Origin of the sequence: Hymenobacter sp. CRA2 (genome assembly GCF_002007105.1) — a bacterium.
GTDB lineage: Bacteria > Bacteroidota > Bacteroidia > Cytophagales > Hymenobacteraceae > Solirubrum.
On sequence record NZ_MVBC01000007.1, the window covers coordinates 139368 to 155486 of the forward strand.

Below are 16119 nucleotides of genomic sequence, written 5' to 3' on the forward strand. Positions count from 1 at the left end.
CTTTGCGCCTTCCCGCCGAAAAAGCGGGTCATTCCTTTTGCTGCTCCTATGAAAATCCGCTCTACTACGGTGCTGGGCATCCGGCACAACGGCGAAATTGCCGTGGGTGCCGATGGCCAGGCCACCATGGACAAGCACGTGGCCAAAAACAACGTGCGCAAGATTCGCCAGCTGCACGGCGGCAAAGTGGTAACGGGCTTTGCCGGCTCCACCGCCGACGCCTTCGCGCTGCTGGAACGCTTCGAGGAAAAGCTGGGCGCTTTCGGCCAGAACCTGAAGCGCGCCGCCATTGAGCTGGCCAAGGACTGGCGCAAAGACCAGTACCTGCGCAAGCTGGAAGCCATGATGGTGGTGGCCGACAAGGACGAGCTGCTCATCATTGCCGGCACCGGCGACGTGCTGGAGCCCGATTCCGACGTGGCTGCCATCGGCTCGGGGGCCATGTACGCCCAGGCCGCCGCGCTGGCCCTGAAGAAGCACGCCCCGCAGCTCACGGCCCGGCAGATGGTGGAGGAAGCCCTGCACATCGCCGCCGATATCTGCATTTACACGAACCATAACCTCATCATCGAGGAGCCGGTATAGGGTAGACGCTCACCTGCTTACGCCGCTCTATGGAACCCCTGGTCGTTCGCCTCGCGCGCTGGCGCTTTATCCTGCTAGCCCTGCTGATGCTGCCGTTTGCCCTGCTCGGCTTGCTGCTGCTACCGGAGGACGACGTGGCGCTGCAGGTAATGGGTTTGGGCTTCCTGGCCTTGTTTGGGGGACTGATGGTGTTTGCGCTGGTGAAGGTGATTCAGCACAAACCCGTGCTCATCGTCTCCGACGAAGGCATTGAGGACCGGCGGCTCAAAATCGGCATCATTCCGTGGGGTGAGGTAATACGCGCCTACGAGTTGCCCTACCTGTGGCACAAAAACGTGCAGGTGCAGGTGCGCAACCCTGAGCAGTTCAAGCGCAAGCAACCCGTACTAATTCGCACGCTTGGGGAGCTGAACGTCGCCGCTGGCTGGGCACCCTTTGTGCTCGTGACGGCCAACACCGACACGCCGGCCAGATCTGTGGTCGACTACATCTACCAACAGCTGGCGCTGCAGTGGCCTACCCCGACGCCGACCGAGGAGGCCACTACCCCCGCCGCACAGCCCGATAAATACCCCACCCGCCTGTGACCGAACAAGGACAGCCTAGGGTGGAGGAATGGCCTGCCAACCGCAAGCCATCCGCTGCCTTCGCTGCCCTTTCCTGCACCAAGCTGCCGGCGTACTACCTGATGAGCAAGGCAATTCAACTGATTCGCACGCTGCAAATACCCTTTCTGGTGCTGAGCCTGTTGCTGCTCACGGCCGAAGCTTGGGCGCTCAGGCCCGACCGCGTATACCACCAATTGCCCGATTCGGTAGGCTTGGCTTACACCGCGGCCGACGTACAAACGGCCGACGGCTACCGGCTCAAAACCTGGCGTTTCGAACCGGCTCCGGCCGCCGCTCGGCACGCCACGGTGGTGCTGGCTTATCAGGACTTCGGCAACATGGGCTATTACCTGCACCAGGTAAAGGCCTTGCACCGCGCCGGTTACCACGTCATCACGTTCGACTACCGCGGCTTTGGGCAAAGTGCCGATTTCCCGCTTAACCCCGCGCAGCTCTACTACCCCGAGTTTGCCGAGGACCTGCGGGCAGTGGTACACGCCGCGCGCCAGCTCTGGCCGCGGCAGCCGCTAGGTGTGTTTGCCCTCTCGATGGGTACTATCCCGGCGGCTACCGTGGCGGCCGGGCGTGAGGTGGATTTTCTGGTGGCGGAAGGCTTCGTGGCCGATCCGCAGGCCATGGTGCGCAGCGTAAAACAGGCGAAGAACAAAGACGTGTTGCTGCCAGCTACGGCCGCGCAGTACCCCGCACTGCTTCCCAAGATCAAGTGTCCGATGCTCGTGTTTGCCGGCAGCCAAGACGCTTTTACGCCACTAGCCGACAGCCGGCAACTGGTGGCGCAGGGCCGCCGACGCGAGTTGGTAGAGTTTGCGGGCGGACACCTAGGCGGTTTCGAAGCCTTGTCGCCGCAGCCCTTGGCTTATGCTACCTTTGGCGACCTGTACGTAGCGCGCATCACCGGCTTTCTGCAGGCGAGGGGCTTCATTCGCACTTCCTAACCGCTGTTTCGACGCCAAGGCATGAAGCAAAGCCAATTCGATTTCCAGACCCTGGGCGAGTCGTTGCGGGCCGATACGCAGGAGTTTATCGACACGTACGCGGCCAAATACCCCGAGGACGGGCCCATCCTGGCGTTTTGCTTGTACTTCGAATCAACCCTGGACGCGACGGGCATGATGCTGCCGCAGCGGGCAACCAGCAAGGAGGTAGGCGCCTCCATCAGTGATACCGCGTCCTGGTTCTATTACGACGACCATGTGCAGGCTTCGTTGTCGGAACCCACCTTGGCGCTGTTTGAAGCCTACTCGGAGCTGTGCTACGACGAGGACACGGACACCGCCCACCTGCCGGAACAGTTCAAGCAGATGATCAGCCAGGTGATGCAGCAGTTGGACTTCGCCAAGCTGCCCCGCACGCCCGATTTCATCTACTTTGCCGAGGGCATGGATGAAGAATACGACGCCTGGAAGGACACCATTCCGCCGGCTCTTTTGAAAAAGCATTTCCGCCAATAGGCCCTAATCCTGGCTTTTTGGTGAGCAACCCAGCCGGAATGGTACGCTATTCAGAACTTTCGATATAGCGCCTCACCGTTGAACGATTCCCGGCTGTAGTTTGATTGTAAACCGCACACCCACTTCTTCTGACCATCTTTCGATGAACGTAACCAACTTCCTCAAGCACCACTACCGCCACTTCAACGCCGCTGCTCTCATCGACGCGGCCGAAGGCTATAACAAGCACCTCGCCGAAGGTGGCAAGATGATGATTACCCTGGCCGGTGCCATGAGCACCGCCGAAATGGGCATCCAGCTGGCCGAGCTCATCCGCCAGGACAAGGTGCAAATCATCAGCTGCACGGGTGCCAACCTGGAAGAGGACATCTTCAACCTCGTGGCCCACGACTTCTACGAGCGGGTGCCCAACTACCGCGACCTGACGGCTGCCGACGAGCAGGCCCTGCTGGAGCGCCACATGAACCGCGTAACCGACACCTGCATTCCGGAAGAGGAGGCCATGCGCCGCCTGGAGCACTCGGTGCTGAAGTTCTGGGAGCAGGCCGACAAAGCCGGCGAGCGGTACTTCCCCCACGAGTTCTTCTACCAGATCCTCAAGTCGGGCGAGCTGGAGCAGTACTACCAGATCGACCCCAAGGACAGCTGGATGCTGGCCGCCGCCGAGAAAAACCTGCCCATCATCTGCCCGGGCTGGGAAGACTCCACGCTCGGCAACATCTTCGCCGGCCACGTCATTTCGGGCGACATCCAGAACGTGCACACGGTGCGTACCGGCATCGAGTACATGATCTACCTGGCCGACTGGTACACCCAGAACGCTAAGGAAGAAAGCAAAGTGGGCTTCTTCCAGATTGGCGGCGGCATTGCCGGCGACTTCCCGATCTGCGTGGTGCCCATGCTGCACCAGGATCTGCAGCGCACCTCGGTGCCGCTGTGGGGCTACTTCGCCCAGATTTCGGACTCCACCACCTCGTACGGCTCGTACTCCGGCGCCGTGCCCAACGAGAAAATCACCTGGGGCAAGCTGGGCCAGGACACGCCCAAGTACATCATCGAATCGGACGCGACCATCGTGGCGCCGCTGATTTTCGCGATGGTGCTGGGCCAGTAATTGCCGCCCGGTACAAAGTTGAACCGCCCGCCGCTGAGCTTCAGCGGCGGGCGGTTTCGTTTTTGGCCGTTTCAGCTGAGCACCGAGGTTATGCTCCGTGCTTAGGCATTTACGGCCAGATCGGTAGCGGTGGCTACTGCCTGCCACTGCTGCATGTCCTGCTGCACTGCCTGGAGTTGCTGATCGGCTAGTTGATAAGCATCGGCGCCCAGGAAGAGGTGCAAGGGCTGCTGCTCGGCGTGGCTGACCTCGATGAGCACCTGCGCGGCTTTTTCCGGGTCGCCGGGTTGGTTGCCGTTGATGCTTTGCTCGTGGGCCTGTTGCGATTCGCGGACGGCCTGGTAGGCCGCCATAGGCTGCGCGGGCGTGCCCAGCGAACTGGCGGTGAGGAAATCGGTGCGGAAATAACCGGGGTACACCACGCTGGCTTGCACGCCGAATTCCCGTACCTCGGCCGCGTAGGAAGCCGTGAGGCCTGCCACGGCAAACTTAGTGGCGCAGTAAACGCCCCAGCCGGGGAAAGCGCCGGTGAAGCCCCCGATGGAGGCAATGTTGAACACGCGGCCGCGGCCTTGAGCGCGCAGCAGCGGCGTGGCGTGGCGCAGCACGTGCAGCAGGCCGAACACGTTCACGTCGAAGTTGCGGCGGCTTTCGGCATCGGTCAGCTCCTCCAAGGCGCCAAGCTGGCCGAAGCCAGCGTTGTTGACCACTACATCGAGTCGGCCGAAGTGCGTCACGGCGGCCGTCAGGGCCTGTTGCACGCTGGCTTCGTCGCCAAGGTCCATGTGTAGGGCCAGAAAGCCGGCCTGCTCAGGTGGTACGGTGCCCCGGAGTTCGGCCAGGTTACGGGAGGTGGCGGCTACGGAGTAGCCAGTGGCCAGCAACTGGCGCACCAGCGCCAGACCGAGGCCCCGCGAGGCGCCGGTAACAAACCAGATCTGATTGGTTTTCATAGGAAAGGTGAATGTTGGCCGCGGTAGCACAAGCCGCGGGGCAATTATTGATTGATGCCGGTGGAGACGGTTAGGGCGCGCCAGGCCTGAAACTCCTCGCGCAGCGCATCGAGTTTGTGCTGGGCGCGGTCATATGCATCCTGACCCAGGAGCAGGCGCAGCGGCGGGTGAGCTTCGCCAGCCACCCGAATAATGGCCGCGGCGGCTTTGGCCGGGTCGCCGGCCTGGGCGCCGTTCATGGCGAGGTACTTCTCGTGCGAGGCGCGCACGGCCGCGTAAGCCGGCACGGGCTGCGCGGCCATGATCAGGGACTCGGGTGAGAGGAAGTTGGTGCGAAACGCGCCCGGCTCCACAATAGTGACCTTCACGCCGAAGGGCGCTGCATCCTGGGCCAGCACGTCGGAGGGGCCTTCCACGGCGAATTTGGTAGCCGCGTAGATGCTCCAGCCGGCATTGGGCGCCAGGCCGGCAATGGACGATACATTGATGATATGCCCCGCGCCCTGGGCCCGCAGCTGCGGCATTACGTGGCGGATGACGTGCAGCATGCCGAACACGTTCACGTCGAAGGCCTGCCGGGTTTCGGCGTCGGTCAGCTCTTCGATGCTGCCGCCAATGCCGTAGCCCGCGTTGTTGACGACTACATCCAGCCGGCCGAAGGCGCTGATGGCCTGCGCCACGGCCTGCTGCACGCTGGCTTCGCTGGCCAGGTCGACGTGCAAGGGCAGGAAGTCGGCGGACGCTGGTCCGACGGCGCGGATAAGGTCGGCGGGCCGGCGGGACGTGGCCGCTACCCGGTGCCCCTGCTGCCGCAATTGCTGCACCAGGGCCAGGCCCAAGCCTTGCGAGGCCCCGGTGATAAACCAAGTTTGGGAAGTGCTCATAGTTGCTCGGTGATTGAGGAGAGCAAAACTAGAGCAGCGCGTAGGCGAGGGGCTTACCTAGATCAAACGGATGCTTGCGAAAATCAAACAGCGCGCTGCACCGAGGGCGCAACGCCCGTGTGCTTCTTGAAAAAGTTGCTGAAGTGCGCGGGTTCCTCGAAGCCCAGGCAGTAGCTGATTTCGGCTACCTGCCAGCTGGTGTGCTTCAGCAAGGCCTGGGCTTCCTGCACCAAGCGGGCGGCAATCAGCTCGGTGGTGGTTTTGCCGGTGACGGCCTTCAGGGCACGATTTAGGTGGTTAACATGCACGGCCAGCTGCCCGGCAAACGCCTGCGCGCTGCGCAGGCGCACCCGCTGCCCCGGCGCCTCGATGGGAAACTGCCGCTCCAGCAGCTCCGCAAACAGCGACGCAATGCGCGTGGTGGCCGTAGCATCGTGGTAAAGGGTGGCGGCCGGCTGCAGCTTCAGGGCGCTGTGTACCAGCTCGAAGACATAATTGCGCAGCAGGTCATACTTATAGGCGTAATCGGAGCTAAGTTCAGCAGACATCTTCTCAAACAACTGCGCCAGGGCCACAAACTGCGCTGGCGTCAGGGAGTACAGCGGCTGCCCGCCGGGCCGAAACATGGGCAGCTCCAGGCCCGCCGCGGCCAGATAACGCTGCAAGAAAGCTTCGGTGAAGATGCAGAAGTAGCCCGACTGCTCCTCGTCGAGCATTTCCCAGTCGTAGGGCACCATGGGGTTGGCAAACAGCAGCGCGTGGCCGCGGATTTCCACGGTCTTATCGGCAAAGTGGTAGTTGCTGCGGCCCTGCACCAGGGTGATTTTGTAGAAATCCTTGCGGCTGTAGGGCAGGTGACAAGCCTTGGGCCCCACAAAATCATCGAGCCGAAATACGTTGAAGTGGCCGATGTCCTGCTTGAGGTTATCGGGCAACCAGTGAATTTTCTGCTGGTAAAACTCGGCAAGGCTAACGGCGGAAGTCATAGGCGGAAGTTACGAAAATCAAACGGCAGCCGTCGCCCTTACACCTACGGGCCGAAGTAGCGGGCCGGGCCAATGGCTTCGGGGCTACAACTGTGGCTGGCGGTAAGTGGTTTATGCTGCCGAGGGGCAAAGGAAAAATGACGCCCTTTGTACCTTGTTGCTCCCGGGCGCTGTCGCTTAGCAAGCCCCCGCCTATTATCCCTAAGTGTTGCTGTCTTATGGCTACTCCCATCCCGAAGAAAATCATGGCCCGCCAGCACGAGATTACCGCCGATTTTCTGCGGGCCGTCGACCGGCACCTGGCCGACATCGAAGCCGGACGCGTGACGGAAATGCTGGAAATCCGCGACTTGGCTGATCTGCTGCACATTCATCCCACCCACCTGAGCAACACCATCAAGCTCACCACGGGCAATTCGCCTTGTTATTACTTCGAGCGCCGCATCGTGGACACGGCCCAGCGCCTGCTGCGCGACCCGGCTTTGTCGGCGGCCGAAGTGGCGGCCCGCCTTACCTACGACCCCTCTAACTTCACCAAGTTTTTCAAGCGCTTCGTGGGGCTCACGCCCAAGCAGTACCGCGAAGCCGAATGGGCCCGGCAGCGGCAGGAATCGGAAACTATCACCATTTAAACTGAAGCTCTCACCATGCCCGCCGCCAAGCGGGCCGCCACCTTTGGGCCATCGTTTTTTCTGTCTCTGATTCCGATGAGCACCACTCCCAAAATTGCCCTGATAACCGGCGGTAGCCGCGGCCTGGGCCGTAACACTGCCCAGCACCTGGCCGCCAGCGGCCACGACATCGTGCTGACCTACCGCACCCGCGCCGATGAGGCGCAGGCCGCCGTGGCCGAAGTAGAGGCCCTGGGCCGCCGGGCCGTGGCCCTGCCGCTTGATACCAGCCAGGTGGCCAGCTTTGCCGCCTTTGCCGAGGCGCTGGCCACCGAGCTGCGCCGCCACTGGCAGCGCGACACTTTCGACTTCCTCATCAACAACGCCGGCATCGACTCGCGCGGTATGTTTGCGGAAATGACCGAAGAGGCCTTCGACGACCTGCTGAACGTGCACTTCAAGGGCGTGTACTTTCTCACGCAGAAGCTGCTGCCGCTGCTGGCCGACGGCGGCGCCATTGTCAACTTTTCCACTGGGCTAGCCCGCTTTACCGTGCCTGGCTACTCGGCCTACGCAGCCATGAAAGGCGCCGTGGAGACGCTGACCAAGTACCTGGCCAAGGAGCTGGGCGGCCGCGGCATTCGGGCCAATGTGGTGGCGCCGGGTATCATCAAAACCGACTTCACCAAGGCCGCCCGCGAGGCGCACCCCGAGCTGGAAGCCTATATGTCGACGCAGACGGCCCTGGGCCGCATTGGGGAGCCCGACGACGTGGGCGGCGTGGTGGCCTTCCTCTGCTCCGATGCGGCCCGCTGGGTGAATGCCCAGCGCATCGAGGCCTCGGGCGGCTATTCCCTGTAGTTCGCGGACCAAAAAAGGAGCCCGCCGCAGACAGCTCTGCGGCGGGCTTTTTCGATTTTAGAATCTAGTGAAAGCGAAAGGCTAGGGGCGGGGCACCGGCGGCGTAGGGCGGGCCGGTTGCTGCTTGGCCATACGGGCCTGAAAGTCGGTCAGCAGCGACGGATCCTGGCGGGCCAGCGTCACGGCCAGATAAACCATAAACACCAAGGCCGCCACGAACATAACCAGCAGCTGCAGCGCCGAGGTAAGCACGGCCCGCGTCCATTTGCCCGCCGCCGAAATGCCCGCGGGCTCCAGCAGCTGCCGGTACACCCAAGCCGGGTAACCCAGGCTCAGCAGCAGCGGTAGCTGGCTGATGATGGAAAAATGCGCCGAGTGCACGAACAGCAGCACGAGCGGCACCATCAGCAGCATAGCGAGAACCGACAGCGTGCCGGCAATAAAGGCCTGGCTGATGAGCATTTCGGCGTAGTTGTAGCCCGTCGGCTTCAGCAGCCAGCGCGAGAGCAGCGCGTTCAGCGGTAGCAGCAGCACGTACGTGGCCGAGGGGTATTTGAAGACCGTGCTCAGGTAGCGCTCCATAGTGAGCACCAGCAGCCGGGGCGTATCGGGCGCGGCGGCGTAGGGATTGAGGTGGATGGCCGACATCAGCAGCGCCGACAAACCCGCGAGCAGCAGCAGGTAGGAAAGCGGCGAAAAATAGCTGGCCCGGCGCCCGGCCAGGTACTCGGTAATGGCGCTGCCGGGGCGTTTCACCAGCTGCCACAGCGTGCGCGGCAGGCCCTTGTCGACGTGCCAGACCGAGTGCGGCAAATCGTGGAGCAGCAGGTGGCCCAGGGTGAAGCGGTGGGTGTGGCCGTCCTGCCCGCAGTGGCCGCAGTAGCGGTCCGCGACGTGGGCGCCGCAGTTCAGGCAGGCGTGCGCGTGGTGCACCGGCGGCGGAGCGGCCGCCGCGGTGGGCAACGGATGAGTAAGTGTTTCCAAAGCGGTGAGCGACTGAAGTATAGCGGTATCGGAAGATAGGTAATTGCTATGTTCGCTCCGCTAGTCGGGCCAAAACAAACCACCACAACGGCGCACCGCCAAAACAAAACCGCCCGGCCAGCTGGGCTGACCGGGCGGTGTGAAGCGGAAAGAGTCGGACGCTTGCCGGTGCTCCGGGCTTAGAAGCGGAACAGCGGGCGGGCCGGGTTCCAGATGCCCCACGGAATCATCAGCAGCACCAGCAGAATGGCAATGCCGAACCAGATGGCGGCGCGCTTGTGCTTGAGCACGGCGTCGGCAGCCTTTTTGGAGGTAGAGCGGCCAATCTGGGCGGCTACCACGGCCAGCACCATCGTGACGATGTGCTCCACGCCCCAGAAGCGCAGCTCGGCGTCCTTCATGGCGGCGCCCATGTTTTCCATGGCGCGGGCGGCGAAGGGGCTGGCGCCGAAGTACAGAATCAGGCCGAGCAGCAGCTGCAGGTGCATGGAGCCCACGAAGGCGGCGCCCATGCCGTTATCGGCCCCGGTGTAGGGCTTGCGGCCCAGCCAGCCGGAAAGGGCGCGCAAGAAAGCAATGATGCCGAAGATGAGGACGAACCAGCGCGTCCAGGAGTGCAGCAGCAGTAAGGTGGGGTACATAAACAGCGGGTTGGTGCGGGGCAAAGTAAGTCAATGAGTAGTTAAGAACGAGGGATTGGGGCTGGCCCGATTAATAGCTTATCCTTACCCAAAACTCAAAGCCGCCCCGCTCAAGTGACCGGGGCGGCTTTTTCGTAGGTTATGGGGATGAGGGTATCGACTTATTTTGGGGATGCCGTCGACTGGGCGGCATTTCGGCACCGTGCAGTTGGGAGACGTACGTCGTAGGCGCCGCATCTGCCGCTTAGCCGCCGGCTGGGCGCGGGAGCCAGGCACGAGTATTCCCCGCTTGAGCGGCGGACAGGCCTACGCCAGCTGCTGACCACCCTATTGGGGTTATTTAGCTAGGGGCTGCATGACCCCATTTATCTCAACGGTTACAGCAGGGTTTGTCAACCAGTTGCTGTTCTTGATAAGATGTTGGTCATAGAAACTAACGTGCTGCAAAAAGGGCATATCGTTTAGAGGTAAGAGCTGCTCAGGTGATAGATTAGCGACGTTCACGAACTTTACCTGCTCAAGCTTGCCAACACCGGGAAGAGCGGTTAAGTCTTGGATCTTCCCTTGCCAAAGCGTCAGCGTTTTCAGCTCCGACACAGGCAACAAAAAGTCGAAGTTGGCGAGGCGTTGTTTGGATAGTGCCAGCGAAGCGAGGTTGGAAAATGTGCCAATGGCCCCAACGTCCCGCAGCTTATCATTACCCTTAAAGTGGGTTAATGTATGTGCGCCTGCTAAGGAACTCAGGGAAACCGAATGGCCGTCTAAAAACAGATCTTCTAGGTTGGTATAATCGACTATCGGCCGAAGGCTAGCGGGTTGTAACAGGTCCACCACTAACTTCCTCAAATCCGGGAGCCATTGCAGGAAAGTCAAATCATCAAAAGCGCCGAAGCCATTGATAGTCTCCTTAAGAGGCGTTAATGGACTCTTTCTTAACAAGACGTTATTGACATGCTCCAGCGTGTACCGGCTTACGGGGAAGCGGCGAGCAAACTGGATCTGTCGTAATCCATACGGGCTGGCGTCAACAGCTCGCGCAATGGTTGTGCAGTCCTCTTGGCTGAGGTCAGCGTAAATATTCAATACACCGTTCAGATTCCATTTTTCCATATTCCCAAGCTAGTGCCGCAACTTCGTCGCTTACCTACGCAAGTTGCATTTGCTGACGACAACATGAAAAGTGTACACTTCGAAACCCCCTAATCGCCTTCACAACCTTATCTGGTGTAGATCCAGACACATACGGTCGGTCTAAGTAAAAGCCTCCTAAGTTTAAGCGACTGCTCAAACTTAGGAGGCTCTTAGATTTGGGTGAGGACAAGATTAATAGAGGGGCAAAACCAATTTCATTGTTCTACTCGTCCTCGCCTTCGAGCGGGTACACTTCCTCGGGGATGAACTGCTCGCCTTCCTGGCGCAGGATGGCGAGGTTGCTGATGCGCAGCTGCAGATTGAAGGTTTGCTCGTTGAGGTACTGCAGCACCGGGCCCAGCAGCTCGGGCGTGGTATCGTGCAGGGCCAGCGAAATGTGCGGCAGCCACAGCTCGGGCTGGCTGAAGCGGTCGGTGCGCAGGCACAGGGGCTCGGTGGCGTGGAGCAGGCGGCGGTGCAGGCGGTTCAGCTCGTCGGAGCGGAGCACGGGGATGTAGATGACCGGGTTCGGCCCCGGAAACAGGCCCAGGCCGGTGGTGTGCGCCTCGAAGGGCACGGTGGTGGTGGCAATGTCTTCCAGCACCTGCTTGAGCGGCTCGTGCTTGCTCACGCCGGCCAGCAGGTAGGTGATGTGCGGGTCGGGCGTGGCCTGCACGTCGTCGAGCCCGAATTCATCCTCCAGGCTTTGGATGATGCCGTTGATGCGTTGGGCGTTCTGCGGGTTGAGCAGCGACGTAATGGCAAGCATATAGGTGAGGTGGGGCAGCGCTGGAACCCGGCAATAGGCCGGGCGGGCAAATCAGGCCGCGAAAGTACGGTGTAAACGGTGGACCGACCGGTGGCCGCCCCGGCGGACGGTCAGCCAGACCGCGGCTTGTACGTGCTAGCGCGCCGGTTGGTCGCGCATGCGGGCGTTAAACTGCTCGCTCTGCCCGCGCGGAATGCTCAGCGACTCCCACTCCGCGCCCCGCAGGTGCTTGGCCAGCTGCACCAGCTGGCCGGTGTGGTAGGCGTAGTGGGTGACTTGCCGCTGCAGGGCCGCCAGCGCCGTGTGGGGCTCCTGCCGGATGGTGACGGTGCGCAGCCAGTCTTCGGGGTGCTGCTCCAGGTGGTCGAGCACGGCCCAGAGCACCGGCCAGGCCGCCACCCACTGCGCGCGTAGCGCCTCGATGCCGGCCGCCGTGGTAGGCTCCTCAAACTCCTGGTCGCGGTGGCGGTCGGGCTTCTCGCCGTCGGCCGTCCAGAAATCCGTGAAGCGGGAGCGGAGGTTGCCCACCAAATGCTGCACGATGACGGCCGCGCTGTTGGACTCGGGTCCCGGCCGCCAAAGCCACTCCTCGGGCGTGAGCCGGGCCAGGGCTTTATCGGCCAGCGCCTGGTAGCTGCGGAAGCTGTGGCTCACCGTGCCCAGCAGGGCCGCGGCCAGATCGGTAGGATGGGATGCGGGCATAGTAGGATGAAATAAAGAGCCCTGTGAAGGTAACAGACTAACTTAAATGGCTGCCTTACCCGACGGGTTTGCAGCCGTGCGGGCTGCTTTTGCGTTAGAAGCATCTCTGTCAAGTCCTGTGTCCGCCGAGCTTACCTCTTTCAGTCCGCCTTCCACCGATGCTCCTGCTGCCCGGCCGCGTTTTCGCTGGCTCTGGTGGCTGGCGGGCGTGCTGTTGGTGCTAGGTGTATTAGCCGTGGTGGGCGCCCGGCTGTTCGACCCCTGGCTGCGCCGCAAGCTGGTGCAGCTGGTGCACGACAAGTCGCAGGGGCGCTACGAGCTGCACATCGGCGAGCTGCGCACCAACTGGGCCCGGCGCGCCCTCACGCTGCGGCGCGTCTGGTTGCGGCCCACCGGCTGGCCCAATAAGCAACCCTCCAAAGCCCCGGGCGAACCGGCGTGGCTGCTGCTCACCGTGGATCAGTTCCGCGTAGCCGGCATCGGGGTAGGGGCCCTGCTGCAGGGCGAGGTGGTGAGCGTGGATACGCTGCTGGTGCACACGCTGCGGGCCCGGGTGCTGAACACGCCCGAGCAAAACAGTGCGCACAAACCCCTGCACGAGCAGTTGCCGCAGCGCATTCCCGGTATTCGGCTGGCTCACCTGCTGGTGCAGGATGTGCGCGTGGCCTCGGGCCAGCACGGGCGCACCCGCACGCAATTGCGCCACGGCAACCTCGCCGCCACCGACGTGCTGGTGAGCCGTAGCGGCGCGCGGGACTCGGCGCGGCTGAGCTACGCGGCGGCCGTGGAGTTGAACGTGACCGGCCTGGAGGCCAACGTGCCGGGCCACCACGTCAGCCTCGGGGCGGTGCAGTTTACTTCCCGTGGGCGCCGCCTGCAGCTGGATTCGCTGCGCGTAACGCCCGTGGCCGACGGGCAGCTGAAAGCCCGCGACACCCACGTGACGCTGTGGCTGCCGCGGCTGGCGCTGGAAGGGCTGCGGCCCGAGCTGCTGAGCCGCCGCATGCTGCAGGCCGATTCGCTGGAGCTGCACCAGCCACGCCTTACTTTTGGGGCACCAGCGCAGCCTCCGCCGCCCTTGCATGTGGCGCTGGCCCCTTATCTGCGCCGGGTGCAGCTGGGGCACCTGGGCATTGCCGGCGGGCAGCTGCGCATTACCCAGCTGGAGCTGGCACCGCAAGTGGCGGATCTGGCCATCGACGGCCGCGACATTCGGGTGGACGCCGCCGCCGCGCGCGACCCGCGCCGCGTGCTCTACGCCCGCGACTGGCGCGCCCGCACCGGCCCCGGCCAGCTCACCATCGATGCGCCGTATTACCGCCTGCAATGGGCGGGGCTGCAAGTAGGAACGCGCGCCCGCACGCTGCGCCTCACCGGCGGGCTGATTCGGCCCACTATGTCGCCCGATGCTCTGGCCCGCAGCAAGGGCCACCAGGCCACGCACCTCACGCTGCGCGCGCCGCAACTGCGCGTCAGCGGCTTCGATTTCGGGGCGCTGGTTCGGCGCAAGGCCGTGCTGGCCCGCGAAGTGGATATGGGCGGCGCGCGGCTGCACATCATTGGCAACGCGCACTACCCACTGGGCAACAAGCTGGCTCTGGTGACGCCCGAAAACATGCGCCGCCTGCCCTTCCGCCTCGATGTGCGCACGCTACGGGTGCGCGACTTGGCCATGTACTTCAAGTTTACCGGCGAAATGGCCCGGCGCCCCGGCTACTTCGCCCTCACGCGCTTCAACGGCACCGGCACCAACCTCACCAACGACCCGCAGCGCATGACGGCGGCCCGCCCGGCGGTGCTGCGCGCCACGGTGTATCTGCAAGACCGCTGCCGCCTGCAGGCTACCGCCTGGCTGCCGCTGCTCGATGCGCAGGGGCGGCACCGCGTGGTGGCTACCTTCGGGCCGGCCCCGTTTGCTATTCTGAATCCCCTCACCGAGCCCACGCGCTTTGCCCGCTTCGAGCGGGGCGAGGTGCGCCACATCCGGGTGGAGCTGCAAGTGGACAAGCGGCAGGTAACGGGCACCATGTGGGCGCGCTACAACGACCTGAAGCTGGATATCCTCAGCGCCAACGGCGGCGGGCCCGACCGGCAGAAGTTTATCACCAAGGTGATTTCCAAGGCCGCCAACGTGCTCGTTATCCGCGACGACAACCCGCGCCGCAAGGGCGAGCCGCTGAAAGTGGCGCCCGTGCGCTCCGACCGCGACCTGCGCTACAGCGTGTTTACCATCTGGCTGCAGGGCGTCAATAGCGGCCTGCTGCGCAGTGTGGGTGTGCCCGGCAAGATGGCCGAGGAGCTCAGCGAGTTGTAGCTTGGGTGGTGCCTGACCAGTATCGTTGCACGGCGTCAGCGAACTATCATTACTGAGCCAGGTGGGGCACGAGCGTATTTGGGTTTTGCCAAAAATGCCCATAGGTCGTCATGTCGAGCGAAGTCGAGACATCTCGCGTGCTGACGTTGCGCCTCGCCCCCGGCCCCCTCTCCGGAAAAGGAGAGGGGGAGCCTAGCGAAACACGAAAGAGGCTTCCTAGGCCGTCATGCTGAGCTTGTCGAAGCATGACGGCCTAGGAAGCCTCAAAACACCATTGGTTAGTTACTGCCCACACTGCCTGGAACGAAAATCTCCAACACGCTCTAAACCAGGCTGCCGAAGCCGAACTACTGGGGGCCGCGGTGGGCCAGCTGTTCGTCGGCCACGGTGGGCAGGTCGATGATAAAGGTGGTGCCCCGGCCTTCCTCGCTGGTAAAGGAAATGTTGCCGTCGTGCAGCAGCACCAGGGTCCGGATGACGGACATGCCCAGACCGATGGTCCGCTCGCCGCGCAGGCCCGGTCGTCGGGCTTTGGTAAACTTATCGAAGAGCACCGGCTGGAGCTTGGCCGGAATGCCAATGCCGGTATCCTGCACGCTGACGCGCACGCGGCCCGCCCGCTCTTCCACATGCACCTCGATGCGGCCCCCATCGGGCGTGAACTTGAGGGCGTTGCTGATCAGGTTGTTGATGACCTGCTGAAACTTGTTGTCGTCGATGTACACGTAGATGGCCTCCGCGTTGGTGGTGAAGCCAATGCGTTTGTCGAGCAGGTGCTGGGCGTCGCGGTAGTTGTTGAGTAGCACGCGCAGGTGCGACACCAAGTTCAGGCGCGCCAGCTTCAGCTCCACGTTGGCCGATTCGAGGAATTCCTGGTTGACGAAGTCCCGGATCAAATCCACGCTGTCCTGGCAGGTCGTGCGCATCAGGCGCACCAGCTCATCCAGGGCCGGGTTGCTGTAGTTTTTGGCCTGCTCGGCCACGTGCTCGGCCAACTGCTGCACCACCAGCAGCGGACCCGACAGGTCGTGGGAGAGGATTTCGAGCGTGGCGTTCTTTTTCGCGTTGAACTTGTCGGCGTTCGACATATACTCCTTTACGCGGGTAATGTCCTGCACGGTGCCCGTCAGCAGCTCGCCCTCGCCCTCGGCAGCGGGGCGGCACAGCGTGAGGCACAGCCACTGGCGGCGGCCATCGGGGTGGCGCAGGCGTAGCTCCACGTCTTCCACGGCGGGCCGTCCGCTCAGTACCAGGGCTACTTGCTCCTGCAGGTAGTCCCAGTCATCGGGGTGGAGCAGCTGCTGCCAGCGGCCCAGCTCGGCGTTGACGCGGCTGCTGTCGCCGCCCAGCACGTGCTCGTAAGCCGGGCTGACGTAAGTGACTTGGCGAGAAACCGGGTCGTAGGCAAAGTATACGCACTGGCTGTGTGCGGCCAACGAGCGGAACAGAGTGGCGTAGTCGGTCATGGACTATGGGGTGGTAGCGGCATCAGGGTGTGTACCTT

General features: G+C 62.9%; 18 protein-coding genes. 9 read left to right on the forward strand and 9 right to left on the reverse strand.

All coding sequences use genetic code 11. The features are described 5' to 3' along the window. The first annotated feature begins 48 nt into the window (after positions 1–48). The 5 genes from hslV to B0919_RS12765 all read left to right on the forward strand — a co-directional run bounded on the left by hslV (position 49) and on the right by B0919_RS12765 (position 3779). Positions 49–585, forward strand: a complete 537-nt coding sequence (gene hslV / locus B0919_RS12745; RefSeq protein ID WP_078012642.1) for an ATP-dependent protease subunit HslV — start codon at positions 49–51, stop codon at positions 583–585. 29 nt (positions 586–614) lie between these two features. Further along, positions 615–1172 (forward strand): STM3941 family protein, encoded by a 558-nt coding sequence (locus tag B0919_RS12750; protein ID WP_078012643.1) that lies wholly within the window; start codon positions 615–617, stop codon positions 1170–1172. Next, complete coding sequence (locus tag B0919_RS12755) at positions 1169–2149, forward strand: alpha/beta hydrolase (RefSeq protein ID WP_139362095.1); 981 nt, start codon at positions 1169–1171, stop codon at positions 2147–2149. Before B0919_RS12750 ends, B0919_RS12755 begins: the two co-directional genes overlap by 4 nt. A gap of 21 nt (positions 2150–2170) precedes the next feature. Continuing rightward, positions 2171–2665: a hypothetical protein gene (locus tag B0919_RS12760; RefSeq protein WP_078012645.1), complete on the forward strand. Its 495-nt coding sequence runs from the start codon at positions 2171–2173 to the stop codon at positions 2663–2665. A 142-nt stretch (positions 2666–2807) separates the two neighbouring features. Further along, positions 2808–3779 carry a deoxyhypusine synthase family protein gene (locus B0919_RS12765; RefSeq protein ID WP_078012646.1) on the forward strand — a complete coding sequence of 324 codons (972 nt, stop codon included), beginning with the start codon at positions 2808–2810 and terminating at the stop codon, positions 3777–3779. Positions 3780–3880: 101 nt separating this feature from the next. Here B0919_RS12765 and B0919_RS12770 read toward each other — a convergent pair whose 3' ends face one another. The 3 genes from B0919_RS12770 to B0919_RS12780 form a co-directional block, all read right to left on the reverse strand. Beyond that, positions 3881–4732: an SDR family NAD(P)-dependent oxidoreductase gene (locus B0919_RS12770; protein WP_078012647.1), complete on the reverse strand. Its 852-nt coding sequence runs from the start codon at positions 4730–4732 to the stop codon at positions 3881–3883. 44 nt (positions 4733–4776) lie between these two features. Next, positions 4777–5616, reverse strand: a complete 840-nt coding sequence (locus B0919_RS12775; protein ID WP_078012648.1) for an oxidoreductase — start codon at positions 5614–5616, stop codon at positions 4777–4779. Positions 5617–5699: 83 nt separating this feature from the next. Then, entirely contained in the window at positions 5700–6602 is a 903-nt protein-coding gene (locus B0919_RS12780) for a helix-turn-helix domain-containing protein (protein ID WP_078012649.1), read from the reverse strand. A 218-nt stretch (positions 6603–6820) separates the two neighbouring features. On the opposite strand from B0919_RS12780, the gene B0919_RS12785 reads away from it, so the two are divergent. Together B0919_RS12785 and B0919_RS12790 are read left to right on the forward strand one after the other, a co-directional pair. Continuing rightward, positions 6821–7234, forward strand: coding sequence for a helix-turn-helix domain-containing protein (locus B0919_RS12785; protein ID WP_078012650.1), 414 nt, complete (start codon positions 6821–6823; stop codon positions 7232–7234). 75 nt (positions 7235–7309) lie between these two features. Further along, the gene (locus B0919_RS12790) at positions 7310–8074 is read left to right on the forward strand and encodes an SDR family NAD(P)-dependent oxidoreductase (protein WP_078012651.1); all 765 of its coding nucleotides are present in this window, start codon (positions 7310–7312) and stop codon (positions 8072–8074) included. An 81-nt stretch (positions 8075–8155) separates the two neighbouring features. Here the strand turns inward: B0919_RS12790 and B0919_RS12795 are convergent, their stop codons facing one another. Both B0919_RS12795 and B0919_RS12800 read right to left on the reverse strand, forming a co-directional pair. After that, complete coding sequence (locus B0919_RS12795) at positions 8156–9058, reverse strand: DUF3667 domain-containing protein (protein ID WP_176133027.1); 903 nt, start codon at positions 9056–9058, stop codon at positions 8156–8158. Positions 9059–9237: 179 nt separating this feature from the next. Beyond that, positions 9238–9699 carry a hypothetical protein gene (locus B0919_RS12800; protein ID WP_078012789.1) on the reverse strand — a complete coding sequence of 154 codons (462 nt, stop codon included), beginning with the start codon at positions 9697–9699 and terminating at the stop codon, positions 9238–9240. Positions 9700–9871: 172 nt separating this feature from the next. Here B0919_RS12800 and B0919_RS26065 point away from each other — a divergent pair, with 172 nt between their 5' ends. Then, positions 9872–10021: a transposase DNA-binding-containing protein gene (locus B0919_RS26065; RefSeq protein ID WP_078012653.1), complete on the forward strand. Its 150-nt coding sequence runs from the start codon at positions 9872–9874 to the stop codon at positions 10019–10021. A gap of 14 nt (positions 10022–10035) precedes the next feature. Here the strand turns inward: B0919_RS26065 and B0919_RS12810 are convergent, their stop codons facing one another. The 3 genes from B0919_RS12810 to B0919_RS12820 form a co-directional block, all read right to left on the reverse strand. After that, positions 10036–10809, reverse strand: coding sequence for a hypothetical protein (locus B0919_RS12810; protein WP_078012654.1), 774 nt, complete (start codon positions 10807–10809; stop codon positions 10036–10038). A gap of 244 nt (positions 10810–11053) precedes the next feature. Then, the gene (locus tag B0919_RS12815) at positions 11054–11599 is read right to left on the reverse strand and encodes a 2'-5' RNA ligase family protein (protein ID WP_078012655.1); all 546 of its coding nucleotides are present in this window, start codon (positions 11597–11599) and stop codon (positions 11054–11056) included. A 135-nt stretch (positions 11600–11734) separates the two neighbouring features. Next, a complete protein-coding gene (locus B0919_RS12820; protein WP_078012656.1) occupies positions 11735–12301 on the reverse strand; it encodes a DUF1572 family protein in 567 nt (188 codons plus the stop codon). Between the two features lie 118 nt (positions 12302–12419). On the opposite strand from B0919_RS12820, the gene B0919_RS12825 reads away from it, so the two are divergent. Further along, the gene (locus B0919_RS12825; RefSeq protein WP_078012657.1) at positions 12420–14615 is read left to right on the forward strand and encodes a hypothetical protein; all 2196 of its coding nucleotides are present in this window, start codon (positions 12420–12422) and stop codon (positions 14613–14615) included. A gap of 347 nt (positions 14616–14962) precedes the next feature. Here B0919_RS12825 and B0919_RS12830 read toward each other — a convergent pair whose 3' ends face one another. After that, complete coding sequence (locus B0919_RS12830) at positions 14963–16081, reverse strand: ATP-binding protein (RefSeq protein ID WP_078012658.1); 1119 nt, start codon at positions 16079–16081, stop codon at positions 14963–14965. Between the last annotated feature and the right edge of the window lie 38 nt (positions 16082–16119).